The following is a 21,244-nucleotide window of genomic DNA, read 5'->3' on the forward strand; positions in this document are numbered from 1 at the left end:
ATAATTCTAATTCGATATTAATTATCATATAGAAGTGGTTATTTTGTCAAGAGAATAAACCAACTTTATACCAATTTAATTAATATTTATTCTCAATTAAGACTAACAGGGAATGGAAAGGTAATTTTAAGTCTATAAATTTTAGATGAGTAGTTGAAAGTTTAGTGTGTATGTTAGAGATAGTGTGTAAGTTTAATTTCTTGGGAAGGAAATATTTCTTAGAAGTTGTAGTTTTGAAAAGGAACTGCTTACTTCTATTTTACAAAGAATTTTGTGATAAATAAAATAAAATGAATCGGAAAATTTTTGAACAATTTTTGTCATCCCAAATATATAATTAGGAAGTATATTACGATGATAGTTAGAAATATTGACTCAAAGTGCTAACAAGATATAATAAAACCTAGATATACCTTTCAAAAAGAAGAATACATATTTATAGGATGAAAAAATTCAACCTATTATTTTTTATAGCTTTTAGAAAACGCTTACAATTGGTGTGGAGGGGAAACCATGTCTAAGTTCACAAAGTATTTTTTAATGGAAGCTAAAGATGTGATTGCATATGTGAAAGAGAAATTATCTAAGTTTGAAAATGCAAAGGGGTTACAGTGTAAAGAAATAGGTGATGGCAATTTAAATTATGTGTTCCGCGTTTGGGATGAAAAAGAGAACATGTCTGTCATCGTAAAGCAAGCTGGGGATACAGCTCGCATTTCAGATGAGTTTAAGTTGTCGACGAATCGTATTCGTATAGAATCAGATGTTTTGCAGTTAGAGGATGAGTTAGCACCTGGACTTGTTCCTAAGGTGTATTTATTTGATAGTGTGATGAATTGTTGCGTAATGGAAGATTTATCGGATCACACAATATTACGTACAGCACTTATAAATCATCAAATATTTCCGAGGCTTGCGGATGATTTAACTACTTTTATGGTAAATACACTTTTGTTAACATCGGATGTTGTAATGAATCATAAAGAGAAGAAGGAACTTGTGAAGAATTATATAAATCCTGAATTATGTGAGATTACAGAGGACCTCGTATATTCAGAACCATTTACCAATCATAATAAGCGTAATGAGTTATTTCCGTTAAATGAGGGATGGATTAGGGAACATATTTATAGTGATAAAGAGCTTCGTATGGAAGTAGCGAAACGTAAATTTTCTTTTATGACGAATGCACAGGCATTACTTCATGGTGATTTACATACTGGTTCTGTTTTTGTAAGAGATGATTCTACAAAGGTTATTGATCCTGAGTTTGCTTTTTATGGACCTATGGGATATGACGTTGGGAATGTAATGGCGAATTTAATGTTTGCTTGGGTGAATGCAGATGCAACGATGTCACCTGGAGCTGAGAAAGATACGTATATGGATTGGTTACAAACTACGATGGTAGAGGTAATTGATTTATTTAAGCAGAAGTTTTTAGGTGCTTGGGATATTCATGTGACCGAGATTATGGCGAAGGAAGAAGGCTTTAGGGAAGTCTATTTGCAATCTGTATTAGAGGATACAGCTGCAGTGACAGGTCTGGAATTAATTCGCCGTATTGTTGGATTAGCGAAAGTAAAAGATATTACTTGTATTGGGAATGAGGAAGCACGTGCTAGAGCGGAGCGAATTTGTCTTCAAGTAGCGAAGCGTTTTATTTTACGAGCGAATCAATATAGAACGGGCACAAGTTTTGTAGAAACGTTAAAAGAACAGTCAATGCACTACGCGAAGTAAGGGGAGAATATGATGGAAGAGCAATTAATACCAATTCAGTGGAAAGATGATGCTTTAGTTTTGTTAGATCAAACGTTATTACCGAATGAAATTGTCTATGAATCTTTTAAAACAGCTGAAAGTGTGTGGGATGCGATTCAAGTAATGAAAGTACGAGGTGCACCCGCGATTGGTGTTTCAGCTGCTTATGGAGTGTATTTAGGGATAAAGGAATTTGCTGAAAGTACGGAAGAAGGATTTATGGATGAAGTAAGAAAGGTATGTACATACTTGGCGACATCAAGACCGACTGCCGTAAATTTATTTTGGGCACTTGAAAGAATGGAAAGTGTAGCGACAGATAATATTCATTTATCAATCTCACAGCTGAAAAATAGATTACTAGAAGAGGCAAAAGAAATTCATAGAGAAGATGAAGAAATTAACCGTCAAATTGGAGAGCATGCATTAACATTATTCCATGATGAAATGGGAGTATTAACGCACTGTAATGCAGGTGCTTTAGCGACGACTAAGTATGGTACTGCGACGGCTCCAATGTATTTAGCGAAAGAAAAAGGATGGAATTTTAAAATTTATTCGGATGAAACGCGTCCTAGATTACAAGGTTCAACGTTAACAGCATTAGAACTGCAGCGAGCGGGTATTGACGTTACTGTTATTACGGATAATATGGCAGCTATGGTCATGTCACAAGGGAAGATTGATGCAGTAATCGTTGGATGCGACCGTGTGGCAGCAAATGGTGATGTAGCAAATAAAATTGGCACATTAGGCGTATCTATTTTAGCTAAGTACTACAACATTCCGTTTTATGTAGCAGCGCCAACACCTACAATTGATTTAAAGACATCGACAGGAAAAGAAATTCCGATTGAAGAAAGAGATACTTCTGAAGTGATTAATCGCTTTGGACAATATTCAGCTCCGAAAGAAAGTAAAGTATATAATCCAGCATTTGATGTTACTCCACATGAAAATGTAACAGCGATTATTACAGAAAAAGGGATTGTAAAGGCACCGTTTACGGAGAATTTAAAAAAGCTATTTCAATAAGTAGATAAATATAAAAGTCAGTCATCATAAGCTTCATACTTAGGGGGATGTATATGTTATTACAAAAAGAAAGAGAAGAAATTGTAGCGTATGGAAAGAAAATGATTTCTAGTGGTTTAACAAAGGGGACGGGCGGTAATATTAGTATCTTTAATCGTGAACAAGGTCTTGTTGCGATTAGCCCAAGTGGTTTAGAGTATTATGAAACAAAGCCTGAAGATGTAGTTATATTAAACCTAGATGGTGAAGTAGTAGAAGGAGAGAGAAAACCATCAAGTGAATTAGATATGCACCTTATTTATTATAGGAAGCGTGAAGATATAAATGCGCTTGTGCATACACACTCTCCTTACGCGAAGACGATTGCATCATTAGGATGGGAGCTTCCTGCTGTATCGTATTTAATTGCTTTCGCAGGACCGAATGTGCGCTGTGCACCGTATGAAACATTTGGTACGAAGCAATTAGCGGAGGCTGCTTTTGAAGGCATGATTGATCGCCGTGCTGTTTTACTTGCAAATCACGGTTTAATTGCTGGTGCAAATAATATAAAAATGGCGTTTACTATTGCAGAAGAGATTGAGTTTTGTGCTCAAATTTATTATCAAACAAAAAGCGTCGGAGAACCGAAGTTACTGCCAGAAGACGAGATGGAGAATTTGGCGAAGAAGTTTGAAGGGTATGGGCAACAGTAGAAATCTAACGGAAATGTTATTCAATGTGTATTAAAATGGCCGTGAAAGAATATATATTCTTCCATGGCCATTTTAGGATTTTAATTATTTAGATATATTTTTGAGTTGCGAATCTAATTTCCAAAAACCGATTCCTGAGAATAGTGCTGCTAATGAACCAATAATTGCAGCAATACCGATATCTCCGAACATCATTCCGCCCATTAAGATACCAAAAATTCCAATTAAGATAAGAATAATAGAAATAGCTTTCATTATACGATACTCCTTAAAACGTAAAAGTTATATGTGATAATATAACATTAATAGAGTTTATAATCAAAAATATTTTGTTCAGGAATTGTATTGAGGTAGGAAATATGAATGGTGAATAAAGGGTTAGGAGAAGGAAACGAAAGGAAAAAACATCCTCAAAATTGAGGATGTTTTTACGCTTTCTTAAGCAACAAATACATAAAGTAAGGAGCCCCAATTAAAGCAACGACAATACCTGCTGGAATGCCATTAGGATCAACGATATTTCGCCCGATTGTGTCTGCTAGTAGTAATAACCATCCGCCAATTAAAACGGCGATAGGCATGAATATTTGATGCCTTGGACCTACTAAAGATTTTGCGATGTGAGGAGCCATTAGTCCAATAAAGCTAATTCCTCCTGTTACGGAAACAGCAGCGGCAGCAAGTGCAACGGCTGCGATTAATAAGTATCTTCGTTCTTTTTCAATTTCAATTCCAACACCGATTGCGACCGGTTCGTTTAATGCTAGAATGTTTAATCGATTTGCTTTATAGAAGACAAATGGAATTAATACAATTAGCCATGGAAGCATTGCTAAAACAAATGTCCAATCATCTCCCCAAATGTTTCCGGCAATCCATTTTGAGATAAAGTCCACTTTCATACGATCAGCGGATGAAATAAGGACAATCATCGTTCCAGATAGTGCAAATGCAAAACCGATACCAGTTAATGTTAATCGCACCGGCTGAAGTCCAGTTGATTTACTATATGAAAATACGTAAATTAGAACAGCTGTCAGAAATGCCCCAATAAATCCAACGACAGGTAGTAAGTAAAGAAATGAACCTACGTCTATTGGAAAGTATAAAAAGAAAATAGCAACAGCAACACCAGCCCCAGAGTTAATACCAAGAATACCAGGTTCAGCTAAATCATTTCGGGTAATTCCTTGCAGAATAGCCCCTGATAAAGCGAGAGCCATACCAGCTAATAATGTAATGACAATTCTAGGTAGTCTTAAAGAGTATAAAACGAACTCCTCTTTAAAAGTCCCTTGCCCCATTAATGTTGGGAGTAGTCGATCATAAGATAAAGATGCTGAACCAAGTCCCATTCCAATTACAATGGTTGTGATGATTACTATAAGTAAAGCGAGTATAATGAGACGCTGTTTTCTTAAAATAGATTGCATCATGAGAATGTTTTTCCTCCTTTACGTACAATGAATAGGAAGAATGGTAATCCTACAATCGCGACAATTGCCGCAACTGGTGTTTCGTACGGAGCGTTAATAGTACGTCCGATTGTATCTGCAAGTAGCATAAAGGAAGCTCCAGCAATTGCTGACATCGGTATAACAAATCGGTAATCTGGACCGACAATTGGGCGTACCATGTGAGGTACCATTAAACCGATAAATGCCATATTTCCAACAAGCGCTACAGATGCACCTGCAAGTAAGATAATAATGATAAATAAAATAGTTTTAATAACAATAATTTTTTGACCTAGTCCAATAGCCACTTCCTCACTGAAACTAAGAACTGTCAATTTTTTTGCTAGTAAGATAGCGATAAAGATACTAATTGAAATGACTGGAATAATAATTTTTAATTGGCTCCAAGTTGTTCCAATTACGCCCCCAGCAGTCCAAAGTGATACATCTTGTGAAATTTTAAAGTAAATGCCAATTCCTTCTGAAATTGCGAGTAGAAATGCTGAAACTGCAGCGCCCGCTAATACAATTCGAAGAGGAGAAAGGCCACCTTTTTTCACCATACCAATTCCAAATACCATAATTGCGCCAATTGCAGCACCGATAAAGCAAGCTAACGTTAAGTAAAGATAGCTGATGGAAGGATTGAAAGCAAGTGTTAGTGCAAGCGCAGCATTTGCTCCACCAGATAGCCCTAATAATCCAGGGTCCGCAAGTGGATTTCGTGTTAATCCTTGCATAATTGCTCCAGAAACGGCTAATCCAGCTCCTACAAAAATAGCAGCAACTTCACGTGGTAAACGTATTTCTCGAATAATAGATATTTTGTCTCCTTTAGCGGAGGAAGTGAGTGCTAACCATACATCTTTTATCGAAGTATCTGCAGCACCTAATACCATTGCAACCATAAAAATAAGAAAGAATGCAATTAAGCTTAAAATTAGTTTGTATGTAAAAGCTATAGAACGTGGACTATCATGATCTTTTGTCATTCGTTTCACATCTTTTCTGTTCATAGAATAAAGGAAGAGGAATTCTTAAATTAAGAATTCCTCATGTTTGTATTATTTACCAAGAAAGCTCTTCTTGAAGAAGTCTAGTTGGAAATCTAATGTAAGTGGATCATTGAAATAGAATTCCATCATGTTTGCTTCATATACACGATTATTTTTTACTGCTGGGATGTTTTTATATGATTCTGTCTCTTGGAAGGAGTTATCAGTATCTTTGTTTTTACTTACGATTAAGTAATCACCAGCAAATTCAGGTAATACCTCAGTAGATAATGCGTAATAACCTTCTTTTAATGCTTTTTCTTTTACTTTTTCAGGCATTTTTAATTTCATTTCTTGGTACAGAATTTCTGTTCCGCGGCCCCAGTTCTCGCCGTATACATAAAGCTGTTTGTTGAAGTTTTCTACAACAGAAACTGTTGCATCTTCACCGATTTTTGCTTTAATTTCTTTACCAGCTTCTTGTGCACGTTTCTTGAAGTCATCAACCCAAGTTTTTGCTTCTTTTTCTTTGTTTAATAACTTACCAATTTCTAAATGCTGTGTTAAGTAATCAACTTTTCCGTAAGTGTATGTTACAGTAGGAGCGATTTTCTTTAACTTATCGACATTTTTAACATTTGATAAACCAATGATTAAATCTGGATTTAGTTCAGCGATTTTTTCAACATTTTCATCTGATACTTCAGCAACATCTTTAAGTTTGCTATCAAAACGTGGGTTTTGTTTAGACCATGAATCTACCCCAACAAGATTTACACCTAATGACATTACGTTACCAGCGAATGATGATAGTACAACAACGCGTTTTGGATTTGCAGGAACTTCTACTTTACCATTTTCAGATTGGTATGTAATTGTTTCTGATTTACTACCTTTTGCATCGTTCTTTTTGTCTGTAGAGCCATTGCTACAAGCACTCATAACAAGAACGAAAAGAACTGTTAGTGAAATAAATAACTTTTTCATCGTCTTTCTCCTTTAACATAGATGATATGTGTATACAATAATTTGTTTAACTGCAATCTTTTTGAAAGAGTAGTGGTAAAGCAAAATGATTTATTAAAAATCTTGAATATGAGATTTTATAATATAGTATTAACCATATTAATAAAAGAAGATGTAATCTCAAATTTGCTAATTATTAACAAAATGATAATGATTATCACTATTGATTCTTTAAATAATATAATTTTATATAGGTGTATTGTCAATAGTAATTTTGATTGTAAATTTTGCGGAAACAGGTTATATTTTATTGAGAATGATAATCAATGATTAATAGCTGAGGAGTGAGCACGAATGAATCGAGAAGAATTGTTTGATGTAACCGTGATAGGCGGAGGACCTGCAGGGCTTTATTCAGCTTTTTATAGTGGACTCAGAGAAATGAAAACAAAAATAATAGAATTTCAACCACATTTAGGTGGAAAAATACATGTGTATCCGGAAAAAATGATTTGGGATGTAGGAGGACTATTGCCAGTTACAGGTGATAAGTTAATTGAACAACTTGTACAGCAAGGGTTAACATTTAAGCCGGAAGTTGTATTAGATACAAAAGTAGAATCGATTATTCGTAATCAAGATGGTACTTTTACATTAAAAACAAGTAATGGCGAAGAACACTTTTCAAAAACAGTTATCGTCGCAACAGGAAGTGGTATATTGAAACCGCAAAAGTTATCTATTGAAGGTGCTGAGCGATTTGAAGTATCGAATTTAAATTATACAGTTAAATCTTTAAAGCGTTTCAAAGGTAAAACAGTTATTATTTCCGGTGGAGGCAATTCTGCTGTTGATTGGGCAAATGAATTGGAACCAATTGCGAAAAAAGTGTATGTAACCTATAGAAAAGAAGAATTATCTGGTCATGAAGCACAAGTAAAACAACTTATGAACAGCTCAGCGGAGTGTTTCTTTAATACATCGATTACAAAATTAATTGCTGGTGATAATCATGAAGCGATCGAATATGTAGAATTAACAAATCATGAAACAGGTGAGGTTTCTCACTTACCTATTGATGAAGTTATTATTAATCATGGATATGAACGCGATATTACATTATTAGAAAATAGTGAGTTAGACGTTGCAATTATAGATAATTATTATATTGCAGGTAATGCAAATAGTGAGTCTTCAGTAGATGGATTATATGCTGCTGGAGATATTTTAAAGCATGAAGGGAAACTACACTTAATTGCAGGTGCATTCCAAGATGCTGGAAATGCTGTGAATAAAGCAAAGCAATTTATCCAACCAGATGCAAGTGAGTACGGAATGGTTTCTTCTCATAATGAAGTATTTAAGAAGAGAAATCGCGAACTGATTAAGCAGATGATAAAATAATAAGGAACAAGTATACCCCCACATACTGCTCTATTCAAATGGATGAGAGATGTACGTGGGGGTTTTCCTGTTTACTATATTTTCAATCATTATAATGACACCGGTTTCATCAGTTCATATGATATGAACATTTTTATTGGTAAAGCATCTTAGAAAACAATTTAGCTATGTTTTGCTTACGCAGAACATGGCTAAATTACGCTGTCCCTTTAGCGCGTTCATTAGGAAATGGCATATTTAGTATAGAAGCAATATATTGTTTTCCATGTTTTCGAGCCAATGATTCTAATATTTGACGGACGCGTTTTGTAAGATGGCCTTGTTTTTTGATGGCTTCACAATATGCGTCATAGAAAGCATATTTAGCCCAAAGGAAATCATCTTGTTGGAATAAGAAATGATTTTTGTACCATTCACCAATTGTATGATAACAATTGTTTTCATGTATTGCTGTGCTTTGAGAAAGAAAACGATCAGATAAAGATACATTCAAATGAGAAATTGTGTTTTCTGTTTCAACTTGTAGTGTTTTTTCTAACATTGTAATGATGTGACGAGTAGCCATATGTTAACTCTCCTTTGTGTAAATGGGTAATACCATTCTATATTTAAAAAATTCTTACTATATAATACTATACAATATATGGAATGCATCTACCTGCTTTTTGAACTGCATTTACAAAATCTTTTTTATTTGTTTACAAAAATAAAGTAAAGTAAGATACAGTATAGATGAAAAAATAATAAAGGAATGAACGCATTGTATATAACAGTAGAAGAGACTGCGGAGTATTTGAATTTACCAAAATCGTATATTGAAGAGTTAATTCAGCAAAAGAAAATTCGTGCGCTATTCGATGGAGAGCAATATTTAGTAAATAAAGAACAATTCAATACACATTTAGAACAAATGGAGAAATATAAGCAATTAGTGGAAGAAATATTGAACGAACCAATTCCAGAAGATATGGATGTTAAAGACGAAGATTAAACTATGGAAAATCCCTTATGAAGATATGCAGAAATGTATATTCATAAGGGATTTTTTGTTTGAAGATATCAAAAACATAAGGAGTTCTTAGCCTTTCCTCAAATTTTGATAGGTAGTAGTCTACCATGTTAAAAGCATATTTTTTTCTAGCTAGGACAAACATAGAGAACGTAACCTGTACAGATACATATACTATCAGTGCAAAAGCTTATAAATTAATGGAAGGGGTTTTCTCGTGAGTTTATTTCATTGTGATTTTTTGAAAGACTTAATTGGATCTTTTGTGAGAGTAAACAGGGGTGGTCCAGAATCTCAAAAAGGAACAATAATATCAGTATGTCAGGACTACTTCGTATTGAAGAATGAAAAAGGTGAGCTTTATTACTATCAACTTAGCCATCTGAAAAGTATTACGAAAAATGCAAAAGACTGTGGATCAAGTGATTGCGATTGGGAAGATTGCGAATGTGCAGACGACTTTGAAGCACTACTTCTAAGCTTCAAATATTGCTGGGTGAAAATTAATCGCGGTGGTCCAGAGAAAGTGGAAGGAATTTTACAAGATGTTTCTTGTGACTTCGTTACATTAATTGTAAAAGAAGAAGTTATATTAATTGCAATAAAGCATATTAAAAGTGTTAACTATAATGCATTAGCATGCGGAGAGAGCGATGAGAGCGACGATAGTAAGGAAAGTAGCGATAATTCAGGTCGCGCTCGCGCACAAAGACAATCAAGTAGAGGAAGATAATAAGAAAGGGGGATACAAAATTGGAGAACGTATTATGCTGTGACCAAATTAAATGTTTAGTTGGTGAGAATGTAAAAGTAAATCTTCGCGGACCAGAAAGTCGAGTAGGGACACTGGTATCGTTAGGAAAAGACTATCTTACATTACAACTACCTCATGGTGAATTAGTATATTATCAGTTGAAACATGTGAAGAGTCTAGTGAAGAAAGTGAAAGAAAGTAAATGTGGCGATTGCTATAGTTCATGTTTCTGCTCTGATGAGGATACTTTTTTAGATATATTAAAAGACTTGAAGTATAAGTGGATAAAAATTAATCGTGGCGGTCCAGAGTGTGTGGAAGGTTTATTAAGTGAGGTACACCATGGCTGTATTACACTAGTAAACGGCGATGAAGTTATTTATGTAATTAAGTCTCATATTAAGAGTGTGAGTCAAGTAGTTAAATGTAAAAAGAATGAAGATGAATAATGTTTAATAAATAAGAGGGGCATTATGAGGGAAAGAGAAGAACAATTTCTTATTTCGATAGTATGAAAAGGAATTACTTACTATTAAAACAGAACTTTGCCCTGATTATTTTTTTAGAAATGGAAGACAGGTAAGAAGAAATTCATAGGAAGGAGGATATAGATGAATGAGTTAAACAAAAGTATTGGAGAAAATATATATGTTAAATTAATCGGTGAAAAAAGATTTAAGGGTGTATTAATTGATGTAGGAAATGATATCGTTGTTCTTTACAATGGACAAGATTACGTATATATATCTTTATATCATGTACAATACTATAAATTTTTAAGACCATATGACGAAGAAATATTAAAACCAGATGTTGATTCTGTAATTAAGAGGGAATCCCCTTCAATTTCTTTGAGAAAAGTATTAAGTACTTCTAAAGGGATTTTTACAGAAGTTTATGTAGCAGGAAATGCTCCAATACATGGTTATGTTACAAGTGTGATGAACGATTATATTGTTTTTTATAGTCCGGTTTATAAAACGGTATATATATCTTTAAAGCATTTAAAATGGTTAATTCCGTATAAAGAAAACCAAGTACCGTATGCCCTCAATAAAAATGAACTCCCCGTAAATCCGTTAAATATTACGTTAGCTAGAACGTTTGAAGAACAGCTTATTAAAATGACAGGGAAAATTATGGTGTTCGATTTAGGTGAGGAGTCCAATAAAATTGGAAAAATGGCGAAAATTGATGAAGGTCATATTGAAATATCAAAAGCACGTGATGCAAAAATGTATGTGAATATTCAACATGTAAAATCTGTCCATTGTCCGTAAGCTAGTTGAAAGGGCTGGCTTTTTCTTTTATATGCAGAAGAAAAGGTCGAGCCTATTTGTTTAGCTCGATTTGAATATGAGGGGAAAATGAATTGAATATAAATATACTATGGTGTGATTTTTTAAAAAAATTTTGCACTTATTTATAAAGAAATGTGTACGAGCTATCTTTTTATGTATTCAATTTATTTTTTGAGGAGGAGCTGCTCAACTAATTTATTAAAGGGGTTTTGTTTGTGGAGCAGTTTCCTAATTCGTTATCAATTACATTGCTTGGTAGTGCTGGTGGAGCAGCAAAAGCGGTTTTAGCAATTTTAAATCAAGCGATAGCAAATGAAAAAGATCCAATTTATGAAGTACTAAAGAATGCCAAATTTCATTTGGTGGATATAAAACAAAAAGATAGGACTTATTATGATGAGTTGTTTTCGAATTTGAAAAGTCAATTATATTTATATGAAATAAACCTTCAAAATGTAGTGGAATTTAAACAACATTTAAAAGAAAAAAGAACGAGTGTTGTGATTGATGTTTCAGGGGCAGATACAATTAGAGTATTAAGCTGCTGTAATGAACTAGGAATTTGTTATATTAACTCAGCCTTGGAAAATGAGGCAGTAGATCAGGACGATAGCTTAATCGGCTTTCAGCTTACGGAAAGATATACAAGGTTTGAGAAGGAGAAAGAGAAATTTACAAATACAAAAGCGATTATAGGTTCAGGTATGAATCCAGGTGTTGTTCAATGGATGGTTGTTGAGCTTATGAAGGAACGACCAAATGAAAGGCCAAGAGCATGTTATATTGTAGAACATGACACATCGTTTTTGAATGATACAGCACTTATAAAGCCACATACACTTTATGCTTCATGGGCAGTAGAGCGATTTTTAGATGAAGCAATCTGGAGTTATCCGATGTATATGAGTCATCATCGTCCTCTTTACTTTTATGAAGATGTATATGCTTCAGAGTATAAAGTAAAGTTAGGAGAAAAAGAATTCTATGGTTGTTTAATGCCACATGAGGAAGTATTAATTTTAGGGAAAAACTTTAATATGGAAGTTGGTTTTCTTTACCGAATTAATGAGTATACAACAAATATAATTAGACAGAACTTAGATCAAGTAGAAGATTTATGGAACTGGAATCGTAAAGTGTTTAATCCAGCGGAAGAAGAGGTTGCTGGAGAGGACTTGGTCGGTGTGTTACTCGTTTATGAAAATAGTGAGACATATATGTATAATGTGATGAATAGTAGCCAAGTTTTTCGTAAATATAAAACGAATGCAACGTATTTTCAGGTAGGGTGCGGGATTTATGCGGGCTTGTCCAGTTTACTTTTAGATCAATTTGAACAAGGTGCTTATTACGTCGAGGAGTTGTTATTAAATACAGAAAGTAAGTACGGTGAGTATTTAAATTTATATATGAAGGATTTTGTAATAGGGCATAATAATTTTACGGATGGATTGTTACATGACAGGGTAAGATGGATGTAAGTTGTTACCAAAAGGAAGGAGAAATCTCCTTCCTTTCATTATTATAAGGTTAAATATTGCCCTGAAAGCAATTTCATACTTATACTTTAAGGAGATAACAATGAAAGTTTTTTGTATCGATCAAGGGGAGTTTTTATATGAATAAATACAAGAGCTTGATTTATGAAGAAAGAAGAGCCTTAAAGGTATTTATATTATTATTTTATATTATATTCTTTTTATATGACGCTATATATTATTTTGTATATCCTGCTATGAATATTAGTGGAACAGCGGTAGGTTGGCCAGAAGGTAGTCTTGGGATAGGTGTGCCTATATTTGTAATAGCATTATTTCCTATTTCTATATATCTTCAAAAAAGAGGGTATGTATATTCTGTAAAATATTTATTTTTATTTGGGTACATGTTTATCAATCTTGTGAATAATTTAATGATTTATTTGCGAACGGATAGACCTTTTGAACATGGTAGTATGGTAGAAATGTTATTAATTTTATTTGCCCCAGTTTTCGTGAATAGAAAATACTTTTATTTAGTTTCCTTTAGTGTAATTGGAAAGTACGTATTTTTCACATTGCTATTACAAGATTTAAAAGTGGTAATTCCACTTGTTTTATGTATATTCTATTTCATTATTTCACATTCTTTATTAAAACGATTTCAATCTTATGTAAGAACAGTGGTTGAAATGATGAACAATATGAAAGAGACGGAAAATTTAGCTGTGATTGGGACTATGTCTACAACAATTGCCCATGAAATTCGAAATCCGCTAACAGCGTTAAAAGGGTTTACGCAAATGCAAAAAGAAAGAAATCCAACTGATACGATGAGCTACGACATTATGCTACAAGAAATTGAAAGGGTTAATGGATTTGTTAGTGAATTGATGTTGTTAGGAAAACCAAAGCCAACAAATTATGAAAGGTGTAATATACGAGACATCCTTCTATATGTTGTGCATCTAATGGAAAGTTATGCAACGCAATATAGAGTTAAATGTTATTTACAAGTAGATGGGAATTTACCGGCTATAAACGGTGATGATAAGCAATTAAAACAAGTGTTATTAAATATCATTAAAAATGGAATAGAATCAATGCCAGAGGGCGGAGAAATTCATATCCGTGCATATCAAAAAACGCAAGGACATTTGTGTATTTCTGTTGAAGACCAAGGATTTGGTATAGAGAATGAGAAATTAGAAAAAATTGGCAAGGCGTTTTACACAACAAAGGAGACTGGTACAGGACTTGGATTAATGATTACATATAAAATTATTAAGGAACATCAAGGGAGTATCACGATCCAAAGTAGTCTAGGAGTAGGAACGAAAGTAGAAATTTTTCTGCCGACCGTTTAATGTATTGGGAGAAAAGATTTTTCAGAAAAGTGTTCTTGTTGTGTAAATATAAACATTTTATAAAATGTTTCAAGAAGGGTTTTTTTTATAAAATACTTCGTTTATAATGGAGGAAAATATCGACATGAGATTGATTGCTCATGTAACGGTTCAGTAGTGTTATGAAAAGATAAGAAGGGGTGCACGCGCATCCTTTTTTCTATGCAGATATTATGAAAGAGGTGGTATGATGGAATTAACATTAAATTCGACTGTATGTTTACACACGATTCAATTTCGAAAAGAGCAAAAGAATTATATTGTAAAAGATACAATTACAGGAGAAAAATATGAAATGCCGCCACTTTGGATTGATGCATTGGCAATGATGCGTGACGGTTTTTTATTGGGAGAAATTGAGGAGAAATTAAAAGAAGAGTATCCATCCGAAGAAGTGAATATGTTAGCATTCACGAGGCAACTGTTAGAACTAGAACTTGTTGAAATGGTAGATGGAGAAGAGATAGCTTGCACAAAGAAGAAAGAGATAGATTGTTTAGCTTGGGTGCGTCCTCGTGTGGAACAATTCTTTCTTAATTTAAATAGAAAATATAGAAGCAAAGACCAGTAGTGGCCTTTGCTTTTTTTGTAGCGCCATTTAAAAAATAACAGCAAATGCTCTTGCGAAAGCACCGTCACTATTTTTAATTTTTAAAGGTGCTGCTGAGAAAAAGAAACGTTTTGCTTCGATAGCATCTAGATTTGTTAAGTTTTCAATTAAGTAAATATTATTCCCTAGTAATATGTGATGAATCGGTGATGTTTCTGTTGTGACTTCATCAGGAGAAATGAAATCTAAACCGATAGATTTTACTTTTAATTGAACTAATTCTTCAGCTAATTCTTCAGAAAGATAAAATGCTTCTTTCTCATAAGCTTCTGTATTCCATTTGGTGGATAGATTAGAATGAAAAATAACAATATCACCTTCTTTTATATCAGCATTATGCAATACTGCCTTAGGTAATTTTCGTTCTTGAATATGTGTTACATCTATAAGAACAGCTTCGCCTACAAATTGATCCAGCGGTAATCGATCGATGGTCGTTGCGCCTGAAATAAAATGCGCAGGGGCATCACAATGCGTGCCAACATGAACGACAGAATGAAAATCTGTAACTTGATAGCCTGATTCTTCAACACTTGTAACAGCTTCTAGTTGTATTTTAGGTGTTCCAGGAAATTGAGACATATTATTTTCAAATGTTTGCGATAGATCAATTACTTTCATTTTACATACCTCCAATATATGTTGTTCAAATAATAAAAAGCTCATCCTTCAGTATCAAGAAAGATGAGCTTTACATGCTAGTTGAGTTTTATCTTCCAAAATGCAATGCATTTTGCAGGAATTAGCACCTATTCAGTTTGTATAAACTGAGGTTGCTGGGCTTCAAAGGGCCGGTCCCTCTGCCTCTCTTGATAAAGAAGTATTCAGTTTTTAAAATCGGAATTTTCCGATAGTTAAATTGTAATTCATTTCCTTTTTTCGTGCAATACAAAATAGGTATTCACCCAAATAAAGCTGCTCGCATATTGTAGCTTATGTAAATAGAATGCTGCGAAGGAGTGAGTGCAGTGACAGGAAATGTATTAAATTATTATGCTGGTGGTAATACAGCTAGGGGATTTCACAATTTATACGAAGAGAATTTAAAAGGATTAGACAGATTATTTATCTTAAAGGGTGGCCCAGGAACGGGAAAATCTTCTTTAATAAAGGCAATAGGTCGTGAATGGATTGAAAAAGGATATGATATTGAATTTTTACATTGTTCTTCTGATAATAAATCGGTTGATGGTGTAATTATCCCAAAATTAAAAGTAGGAATTGTTGATGGGACATCGCCGCATGTTATTGAGCCAAAAATGCCAGGAGTTGTTGAAGAGTATATAAATTTAGGAATTGCTTGGGACTCAGATAAACTAAGAAAGCAGAAGTTAGAAATTGAAAGATTTGTTTCAGAAGCAAGCAAAGCTTTTCAGTCTGCTTACGCACGTTTTAAAGAGGCATTGGTTATACATGATGAGTGGGAGAAGATATATATTGATAATATAGATTTTAATAAAGCAAATGAACTAACCAATCAGCTAATCCAGAAATTATTTGCAGATAAAAGCGGGAGACAATCGCTTGTAAAACATCGTTTTTTAGGAGCTGCTACACCGAAAGGAGCAGTTGATTTTGTTCCTAATTTAACAGAAGGGTTACCACATCGTTATTTTATAAAAGGGCGCCCAGGCTCTGGAAAATCAACGATGCTCAAAAAGTTAGCTAAGGCAGCTGAAGAAAAAGGGTTTGAAGTTGAAGTATATCATTGCGGATTTGACCCGAATAGTCTTGATATGGTTATCGTAAGAGAATTAGGATTTGCAATTTTTGATAGCACCGCACCACATGAATATTTTCCAAGTCGCGAGGGTGATGAAATTATTGATATGTATGCCCTTATTGTTACGCCAGGGACGGATGAGAAATATGCGAAGGAAATTCGTGATGTCTCCATTCAATATAAAGCAAAAATGAATGAGGCGATGTCTTTCTTAGCGAAAGCAAAATCGGTTCGTGATAAATTAGAACGAATTTATATTGCTGCTATGGATTTTTCAATAGTAGATGCATATAAAGAGGAGATTCAAAAAGAGTTTGAACGAATTGCTACTACTGTAATCGAAAAGCAACAATAGACGTTTCATTAGGCTGTCAGTAATTTCTGACAGTTTTTTTGGTATGTAGTAAAATTAGTATTGTATTTGTCGAATTTCCAAGGAAATAATCAAAAAATGGAGGTGTTATGCAATGAGAGAGAAAATCGGGTTGGAGTTAGAAAGAATTGAAAAAGAGAATGATGTGAAAATTTTATTTGCGGTAGAATCAGGGAGTCGTGCTTGGGGTTTTCCATCGAAAGATAGCGATTATGATGTTAGGTTTGTTTATATACATCCGGTAGAATGGTATTTATCAATTCATGACAAACGAGATGTAATTGAATATCCAATTAGTGATGATTTAGATATAAGTGGTTGGGATATTAAAAAGGCGTTGCAACTATTCGCGAAGTCGAATCCTGCTTTACTTGAGTGGATTCGATCACCAATTTTTTATTCGAAAAACTCTAATTTTCCAGAACTACTTCAACAGATGAGTGAGAAGAATTTTGATCCAAAAGCAACGATATATCATTATTTACATATGGCGTCGAAAAATTATCGTGAATTTTTGCAAGGTGAGAATGTAAAGCTGAAAAAGTACTTTTATGTATTACGTCCCATTTTAGCTTGTAAGTGGCTAGAAGAGAAAACGACCTTACCTCCTGTAGAATTTGACCGATTGATTAAAGAATTATCATTAGAACGTAGCGTATTAGATGAAATTGAAAAGTTGTTAATAAAGAAAAAAGCAGGTACTGAATTAGATGTTGGATTGAAAATTAAGGTGCTAAATCAATTTTTAGAAGAACAAATTCATTACTATCAGCAATATGTAAAAGGAATTGAAAAGGGATCAGGAATCGATATTGAGAGTTTAAATACATTGTTTCGAGATATGTTGTTTGAAGCATATGAAAAAGAGCACAAGTAAGTTTGTGCCCTTTTTATTTTGTAGGAATGAAGAAAACAGATATAGCTGCGATAAGACCTGCAAAGGAGAATAAGTAAAAATTCCATGCTAAGTCATATTGCATTGTCATAATAATACCGACGAGAATTGGGCCAGCAATTGCACCAACTCGGCCAAGCCCCAGTCCCCAGCCTAAGGAGGTAGCTCGGATATGTGATGGGAAGTATTGTGTTACATATGCATTTAATATTTGAGTAATACCGACTGATCCAATACCAGCAAGGCCAATTAAAAGATAAATGATTGTAACAGATGGTTTGATTGTTAATAGTCCGATACATATGGCTGCCATAAGATAAGAGATGCTAATAACAATTTTTGCTCCTATACGATCAGCAATTGCTCCAGCGAATAATGCGCCGATAGCTGCGGTAATATTTAGCATAAGTAGAAATGACAGACTAGACCCAAGAGGATATCCTGCCTGGCGCATCATCTGTGGTAACCAAGTGTTTAAACCATATATTAAAAACATTCCCATTATATAAGTGATCCAAAAAAGTAGCGTTGCTTTTATGTATTCTTTTGAGAATAAAGTAAAAAATCCATTTTTCTTTCGTATAGTAGAGGGGTCTTGATGAGTTTTATCTTTTACATGAAATTCAATTTGAAAACGATTAAGAATTTGGTTTACTTCTTCTTGGCGATTACGTGATAATAAAAATTGAATGGACTCGGGTAAATAGCGAATAATGAAAGGAATGAGGAGTAGTGGAATCATTCCGATACCAAACATAATTCTCCATCCGAAATCTTCTAACATAAGCATGGACAAAATAGCACCTAACACGATACCTAAAGGATAGCCAGTAAACATAAGAGCATAAATAAAAGATTGCCTTTTTTTTGGTGAATATTCAACAGTAAGTGCTGAAGCTGTTGGGATAACACCGCCTAATCCGATTCCTCCTATAAATCGAGATAATCCAAATAACTCAGGAGAAGGAGCGATAGCCGCTAAACCCATTGTGATAGAAAAAAGTGCTAAACAGCATATAAGCGTCCATTTACGCCCAATTAGATCTGTAATCGTTCCAACTAGAATAGCCCCAATAAACATCCCAAATAAAGCATAGCTTGCAATTGTACCAGCATGCGCTGGTGATAGCGCCCAGCTTTTGTCTTCTAGGAGCTTTGGTAGAACGGCACCGTAAATACCTAAATCATATCCATCAGCTAAAATGGCTAGCCAACAAATAAAAACAACAAGTTTTGTAATAGAGCTTGGAAAGATAGTTTCTGTAGATTCTAGATGAGGTGGAGCTGAAGGTTGCATAATATTCACCCCTTTTAATTTGTAGATGAATATATTATTTTATTTAATGTTAATATTTTCCTCCTTGTGTCGAATTTTATCTGAAAAGGGTTTATAACAAATAAAGAAGTTCAACAGTAATTTTGTTGAACTTCTTTATTTGTTTACTCATTATCAACTCGTTTTAACGGTTGATCTGCTGGGCCTTCAAGAACGTCTCCCTCAATTGAAAAACGAGAACCATGGCAAGGGCAATCCCAAGTACAATCACCATTATTCCATTCAACTTCACAGCCGAGATGTGTACAAGTTGTATCGACGATATGTAATTTTCCTTCTTTGTCCTTATAAGCACCTGCTCGTTTACCGTTAACATGTACGACAGATCCTTCACCAACTTCGAGATCTTCTGGCTTACGTAATGCGGTTTCAATCTTTCCTGCAATTAAATGTTTCGCAACATCAATGTTTTGGGAGAGGAACGTTTTTATATCTGGATTTGCATGGAAGCGTGATGGTGCATACAGTTCTTTATAGGGACTGTGAACTTTTAGGATGGAGTCCTTCAGTAGGTGAGCGGCAGCAGTTCCAGTTGTCATTCCCCATTTGCGATATCCAGTTGCAACAAATATATTTGGATTTCTTTCGTTAATATGTCCGATATAAGGAAGCTTATCTAGAGTAATTAAATCTTGTGCTGACCATCTATAAGGAACTTCATCTATTCCAAAAGTGGCTTCAGCAAAAGAATAGAGTGCTTCATAATGAAGCATCGTATTTATTCCCTGACCTGTTTTATGACTCTCTCCGCCAATCAAAATTAATTTTTCTCCATTGTTTGTTATATAGCGTAAGGAGCGCTTTGGATCATCAATACTTAAATACATGCCACCTGGATACTCCGTTTTTGCTTTTATTGCAAGAGCGTAGGAGCGTTCTGCGTACATTCGCGTAAAGAAAAAGCTATTCGCATCATAAAAAGGAAAATGTGAACAAGAGACGACATATTCACAAGTGATATGATGGCCCTCTTTTGTAATTATTTGTGGATAATCGCCCTTTTCCACATCCATAGCTGTTGTTTGTTCGTAGACCTTTCCGCCCATCTCCACAAACTTTTCTAAAAGTGTTTTTAAATAAAGAAGGGGATGGAATTGTGCTTGATTTTTCATTACAAGCGCAGATTGTACTGGAATAGGAATCGATAGAGATTGAACATAGTCACAAGGTATATTTAATTTTTGATAAGCTTCATATTCTTTCGATAAATTTCTTAATCCGTTATCAGTAGTTGTATATAAATATGAATCTTCATTTGAGAAATTACAGTCGATTTTATATGTTTGAACAGTTTTATTTATGAATTGTAGAGCCTTATTATTTGATTCATAGTAAAGCCGGGCCTTTTCTACACCGAAATGATTTATTAATTCATCATAAATAAGATCATGTTGTGCTGTTACTTTCGCTGTTGTATGCCCAGTCGTTCCGTTTAAAATACGACCAGAATCAATTAAAACAACATCGATGCCTTCTTTTGCAAGTAAATAGGCAGTAGTAATACCTGTAATACCAGCACCGATAATAGCAACTTTCGTCTTTATATTTTCGGATAAACGAGGGAAAGTAGGAAATTGAGTAGATTCAATCCAATAAGATAGCGGCAGTTGTGGGAATGTATCACCTGTCATTGCGGAAACCTCCTGATTTTAGAACAATTTTCCTTTTAATATTTCCATATTATATGAAATTCATGTGTGTTGTTTTAGAGGAAGTCTATTTTTATTAAAAGAGGGTATAAATTATTTTAATATAATTAATTAGGTGGGGCATTATGAAGAAGTAGGATTTATATAAAACTAAATTCAAATGATTCTGTTTGTTGATTACATAGAGAGTTATTGAATGAGATAGAGTCTATGCCGTTTAAGAAAATGTCTATATATAGTGGGTAAATCCTTATGAAATCTATACATTTTCTTTAGTGAAATAAAGTATGATTATAAAAATATAACCACCTTTTATTACTAGGTCATAAAAGGTGTTGACAATATAGAAATTCTATTGTTATGATTCATCATGTGGAAAGGTTGATAGAGAGTA

At 34.0% G+C, this 21,244-nt stretch carries 21 protein-coding genes and 1 riboswitch; of the genes, 13 read left to right on the forward strand and 8 right to left on the reverse strand.

What is annotated here, in order from left to right; genetic code table 11:
- The first annotated feature begins 513 nt into the window (after positions 1 to 513).
- From mtnK to IBT51_RS18165, 3 genes are read left to right on the forward strand one after another with little or no spacing between them, the layout of a single operon-like run.
- The gene (gene mtnK, locus IBT51_RS18155) at positions 514 to 1,743 is read left to right on the forward strand and encodes an S-methyl-5-thioribose kinase (protein ID WP_200458699.1); all 1,230 of its coding nucleotides are present in this window, start codon (positions 514 to 516) and stop codon (positions 1,741 to 1,743) included.
- Positions 1,744 to 1,752: 9 nt separating this feature from the next.
- Positions 1,753 to 2,799, forward strand: a complete 1,047-nt coding sequence (gene mtnA / locus IBT51_RS18160; RefSeq protein WP_200458700.1) for an S-methyl-5-thioribose-1-phosphate isomerase — start codon at positions 1,753 to 1,755, stop codon at positions 2,797 to 2,799.
- Positions 2,800 to 2,852: 53 nt separating this feature from the next.
- Complete coding sequence (locus IBT51_RS18165; RefSeq protein ID WP_053565376.1) at positions 2,853 to 3,494, forward strand: L-fuculose-phosphate aldolase; 642 nt, start codon at positions 2,853 to 2,855, stop codon at positions 3,492 to 3,494.
- Between the two features lie 84 nt (positions 3,495 to 3,578).
- Here the strand turns inward: IBT51_RS18165 and IBT51_RS18170 are convergent, their stop codons facing one another.
- The 4 genes from IBT51_RS18170 to IBT51_RS18185 form a co-directional block, all read right to left on the reverse strand.
- Positions 3,579 to 3,749 (reverse strand): hypothetical protein, encoded by a 171-nt coding sequence (locus IBT51_RS18170; RefSeq protein WP_000644466.1) that lies wholly within the window; start codon positions 3,747 to 3,749, stop codon positions 3,579 to 3,581.
- 173 nt (positions 3,750 to 3,922) lie between these two features.
- Positions 3,923 to 4,930 (reverse strand): FecCD family ABC transporter permease, encoded by a 1,008-nt coding sequence (locus tag IBT51_RS18175; RefSeq protein WP_200458701.1) that lies wholly within the window; start codon positions 4,928 to 4,930, stop codon positions 3,923 to 3,925.
- Positions 4,927 to 5,967: a FecCD family ABC transporter permease gene (locus IBT51_RS18180; protein ID WP_200458702.1), complete on the reverse strand. Its 1,041-nt coding sequence runs from the start codon at positions 5,965 to 5,967 to the stop codon at positions 4,927 to 4,929. The genes IBT51_RS18175 and IBT51_RS18180 overlap by 4 nt, the downstream gene beginning before the upstream one ends.
- Positions 5,968 to 6,015: 48 nt before the next feature.
- Positions 6,016 to 6,933, reverse strand: coding sequence for an iron-hydroxamate ABC transporter substrate-binding protein (locus IBT51_RS18185; RefSeq protein WP_000732579.1), 918 nt, complete (start codon positions 6,931 to 6,933; stop codon positions 6,016 to 6,018).
- 333 nt (positions 6,934 to 7,266) lie between these two features.
- Here IBT51_RS18185 and IBT51_RS18190 point away from each other — a divergent pair, with 333 nt between their 5' ends.
- Positions 7,267 to 8,316, forward strand: a complete 1,050-nt coding sequence (locus tag IBT51_RS18190; RefSeq protein WP_088023190.1) for an NAD(P)/FAD-dependent oxidoreductase — start codon at positions 7,267 to 7,269, stop codon at positions 8,314 to 8,316.
- A gap of 196 nt (positions 8,317 to 8,512) precedes the next feature.
- Here IBT51_RS18190 and IBT51_RS18195 read toward each other — a convergent pair whose 3' ends face one another.
- The gene (locus IBT51_RS18195; protein WP_000235474.1) at positions 8,513 to 8,881 is read right to left on the reverse strand and encodes a hypothetical protein; all 369 of its coding nucleotides are present in this window, start codon (positions 8,879 to 8,881) and stop codon (positions 8,513 to 8,515) included.
- A 186-nt stretch (positions 8,882 to 9,067) separates the two neighbouring features.
- On the opposite strand from IBT51_RS18195, the gene IBT51_RS18200 reads away from it, so the two are divergent.
- The 7 genes from IBT51_RS18200 (at position 9,068) to IBT51_RS18230 (ending at position 14,835) form a co-directional block, all read left to right on the forward strand.
- Positions 9,068 to 9,307, forward strand: a complete 240-nt coding sequence (locus tag IBT51_RS18200; RefSeq protein ID WP_001998970.1) for a helix-turn-helix domain-containing protein — start codon at positions 9,068 to 9,070, stop codon at positions 9,305 to 9,307.
- A 235-nt stretch (positions 9,308 to 9,542) separates the two neighbouring features.
- Positions 9,543 to 10,058, forward strand: coding sequence for a spore coat protein (locus IBT51_RS18205; protein ID WP_200458703.1), 516 nt, complete (start codon positions 9,543 to 9,545; stop codon positions 10,056 to 10,058).
- Positions 10,059 to 10,078: 20 nt separating this feature from the next.
- The gene (locus IBT51_RS18210) at positions 10,079 to 10,528 is read left to right on the forward strand and encodes a PI-PLC domain-containing protein (protein WP_065229680.1); all 450 of its coding nucleotides are present in this window, start codon (positions 10,079 to 10,081) and stop codon (positions 10,526 to 10,528) included.
- A 162-nt stretch (positions 10,529 to 10,690) separates the two neighbouring features.
- Positions 10,691 to 11,359: an LSm family protein gene (locus IBT51_RS18215; RefSeq protein ID WP_053565369.1), complete on the forward strand. Its 669-nt coding sequence runs from the start codon at positions 10,691 to 10,693 to the stop codon at positions 11,357 to 11,359.
- Positions 11,360 to 11,595: 236 nt separating this feature from the next.
- A complete protein-coding gene (locus IBT51_RS18220; RefSeq protein ID WP_000434728.1) occupies positions 11,596 to 12,861 on the forward strand; it encodes a hypothetical protein in 1,266 nt (421 codons plus the stop codon).
- 137 nt (positions 12,862 to 12,998) lie between these two features.
- Positions 12,999 to 14,225 carry an ATP-binding protein gene (locus IBT51_RS18225; RefSeq protein ID WP_197233109.1) on the forward strand — a complete coding sequence of 409 codons (1,227 nt, stop codon included), beginning with the start codon at positions 12,999 to 13,001 and terminating at the stop codon, positions 14,223 to 14,225.
- A gap of 229 nt (positions 14,226 to 14,454) precedes the next feature.
- Positions 14,455 to 14,835 carry a hypothetical protein gene (locus IBT51_RS18230; protein WP_000424116.1) on the forward strand — a complete coding sequence of 127 codons (381 nt, stop codon included), beginning with the start codon at positions 14,455 to 14,457 and terminating at the stop codon, positions 14,833 to 14,835.
- A gap of 27 nt (positions 14,836 to 14,862) precedes the next feature.
- Here the strand turns inward: IBT51_RS18230 and IBT51_RS18235 are convergent, their stop codons facing one another.
- A complete protein-coding gene (locus tag IBT51_RS18235; RefSeq protein ID WP_088022848.1) occupies positions 14,863 to 15,495 on the reverse strand; it encodes a cyclase family protein in 633 nt (210 codons plus the stop codon).
- An 85-nt stretch (positions 15,496 to 15,580) separates the two neighbouring features.
- A riboswitch (SAM riboswitch) is annotated at positions 15,581 to 15,693 on the reverse strand.
- 149 nt (positions 15,694 to 15,842) lie between these two features.
- On the opposite strand from IBT51_RS18235, the gene IBT51_RS18240 reads away from it, so the two are divergent.
- Both IBT51_RS18240 and IBT51_RS18245 read left to right on the forward strand, forming a co-directional pair.
- The gene (locus IBT51_RS18240; RefSeq protein WP_063546319.1) at positions 15,843 to 16,952 is read left to right on the forward strand and encodes a PRK06851 family protein; all 1,110 of its coding nucleotides are present in this window, start codon (positions 15,843 to 15,845) and stop codon (positions 16,950 to 16,952) included.
- A 112-nt stretch (positions 16,953 to 17,064) separates the two neighbouring features.
- Positions 17,065 to 17,847, forward strand: coding sequence for a nucleotidyltransferase domain-containing protein (locus tag IBT51_RS18245; RefSeq protein WP_200458704.1), 783 nt, complete (start codon positions 17,065 to 17,067; stop codon positions 17,845 to 17,847).
- 13 nt (positions 17,848 to 17,860) lie between these two features.
- Here IBT51_RS18245 and IBT51_RS18250 read toward each other — a convergent pair whose 3' ends face one another.
- Both IBT51_RS18250 and IBT51_RS18255 read right to left on the reverse strand, forming a co-directional pair.
- Positions 17,861 to 19,162: an MFS transporter gene (locus IBT51_RS18250; protein WP_001183082.1), complete on the reverse strand. Its 1,302-nt coding sequence runs from the start codon at positions 19,160 to 19,162 to the stop codon at positions 17,861 to 17,863.
- Between the two features lie 143 nt (positions 19,163 to 19,305).
- Positions 19,306 to 20,832, reverse strand: a complete 1,527-nt coding sequence (locus tag IBT51_RS18255; protein WP_053565363.1) for an FAD-dependent oxidoreductase — start codon at positions 20,830 to 20,832, stop codon at positions 19,306 to 19,308.
- Between the last annotated feature and the right edge of the window lie 412 nt (positions 20,833 to 21,244).

This window comes from Bacillus sp. S71 (assembly GCF_016625265.1).
In the GTDB taxonomy this organism is placed as follows: domain Bacteria; phylum Bacillota; class Bacilli; order Bacillales; family Bacillaceae_G; genus Bacillus_A; species Bacillus_A cereus.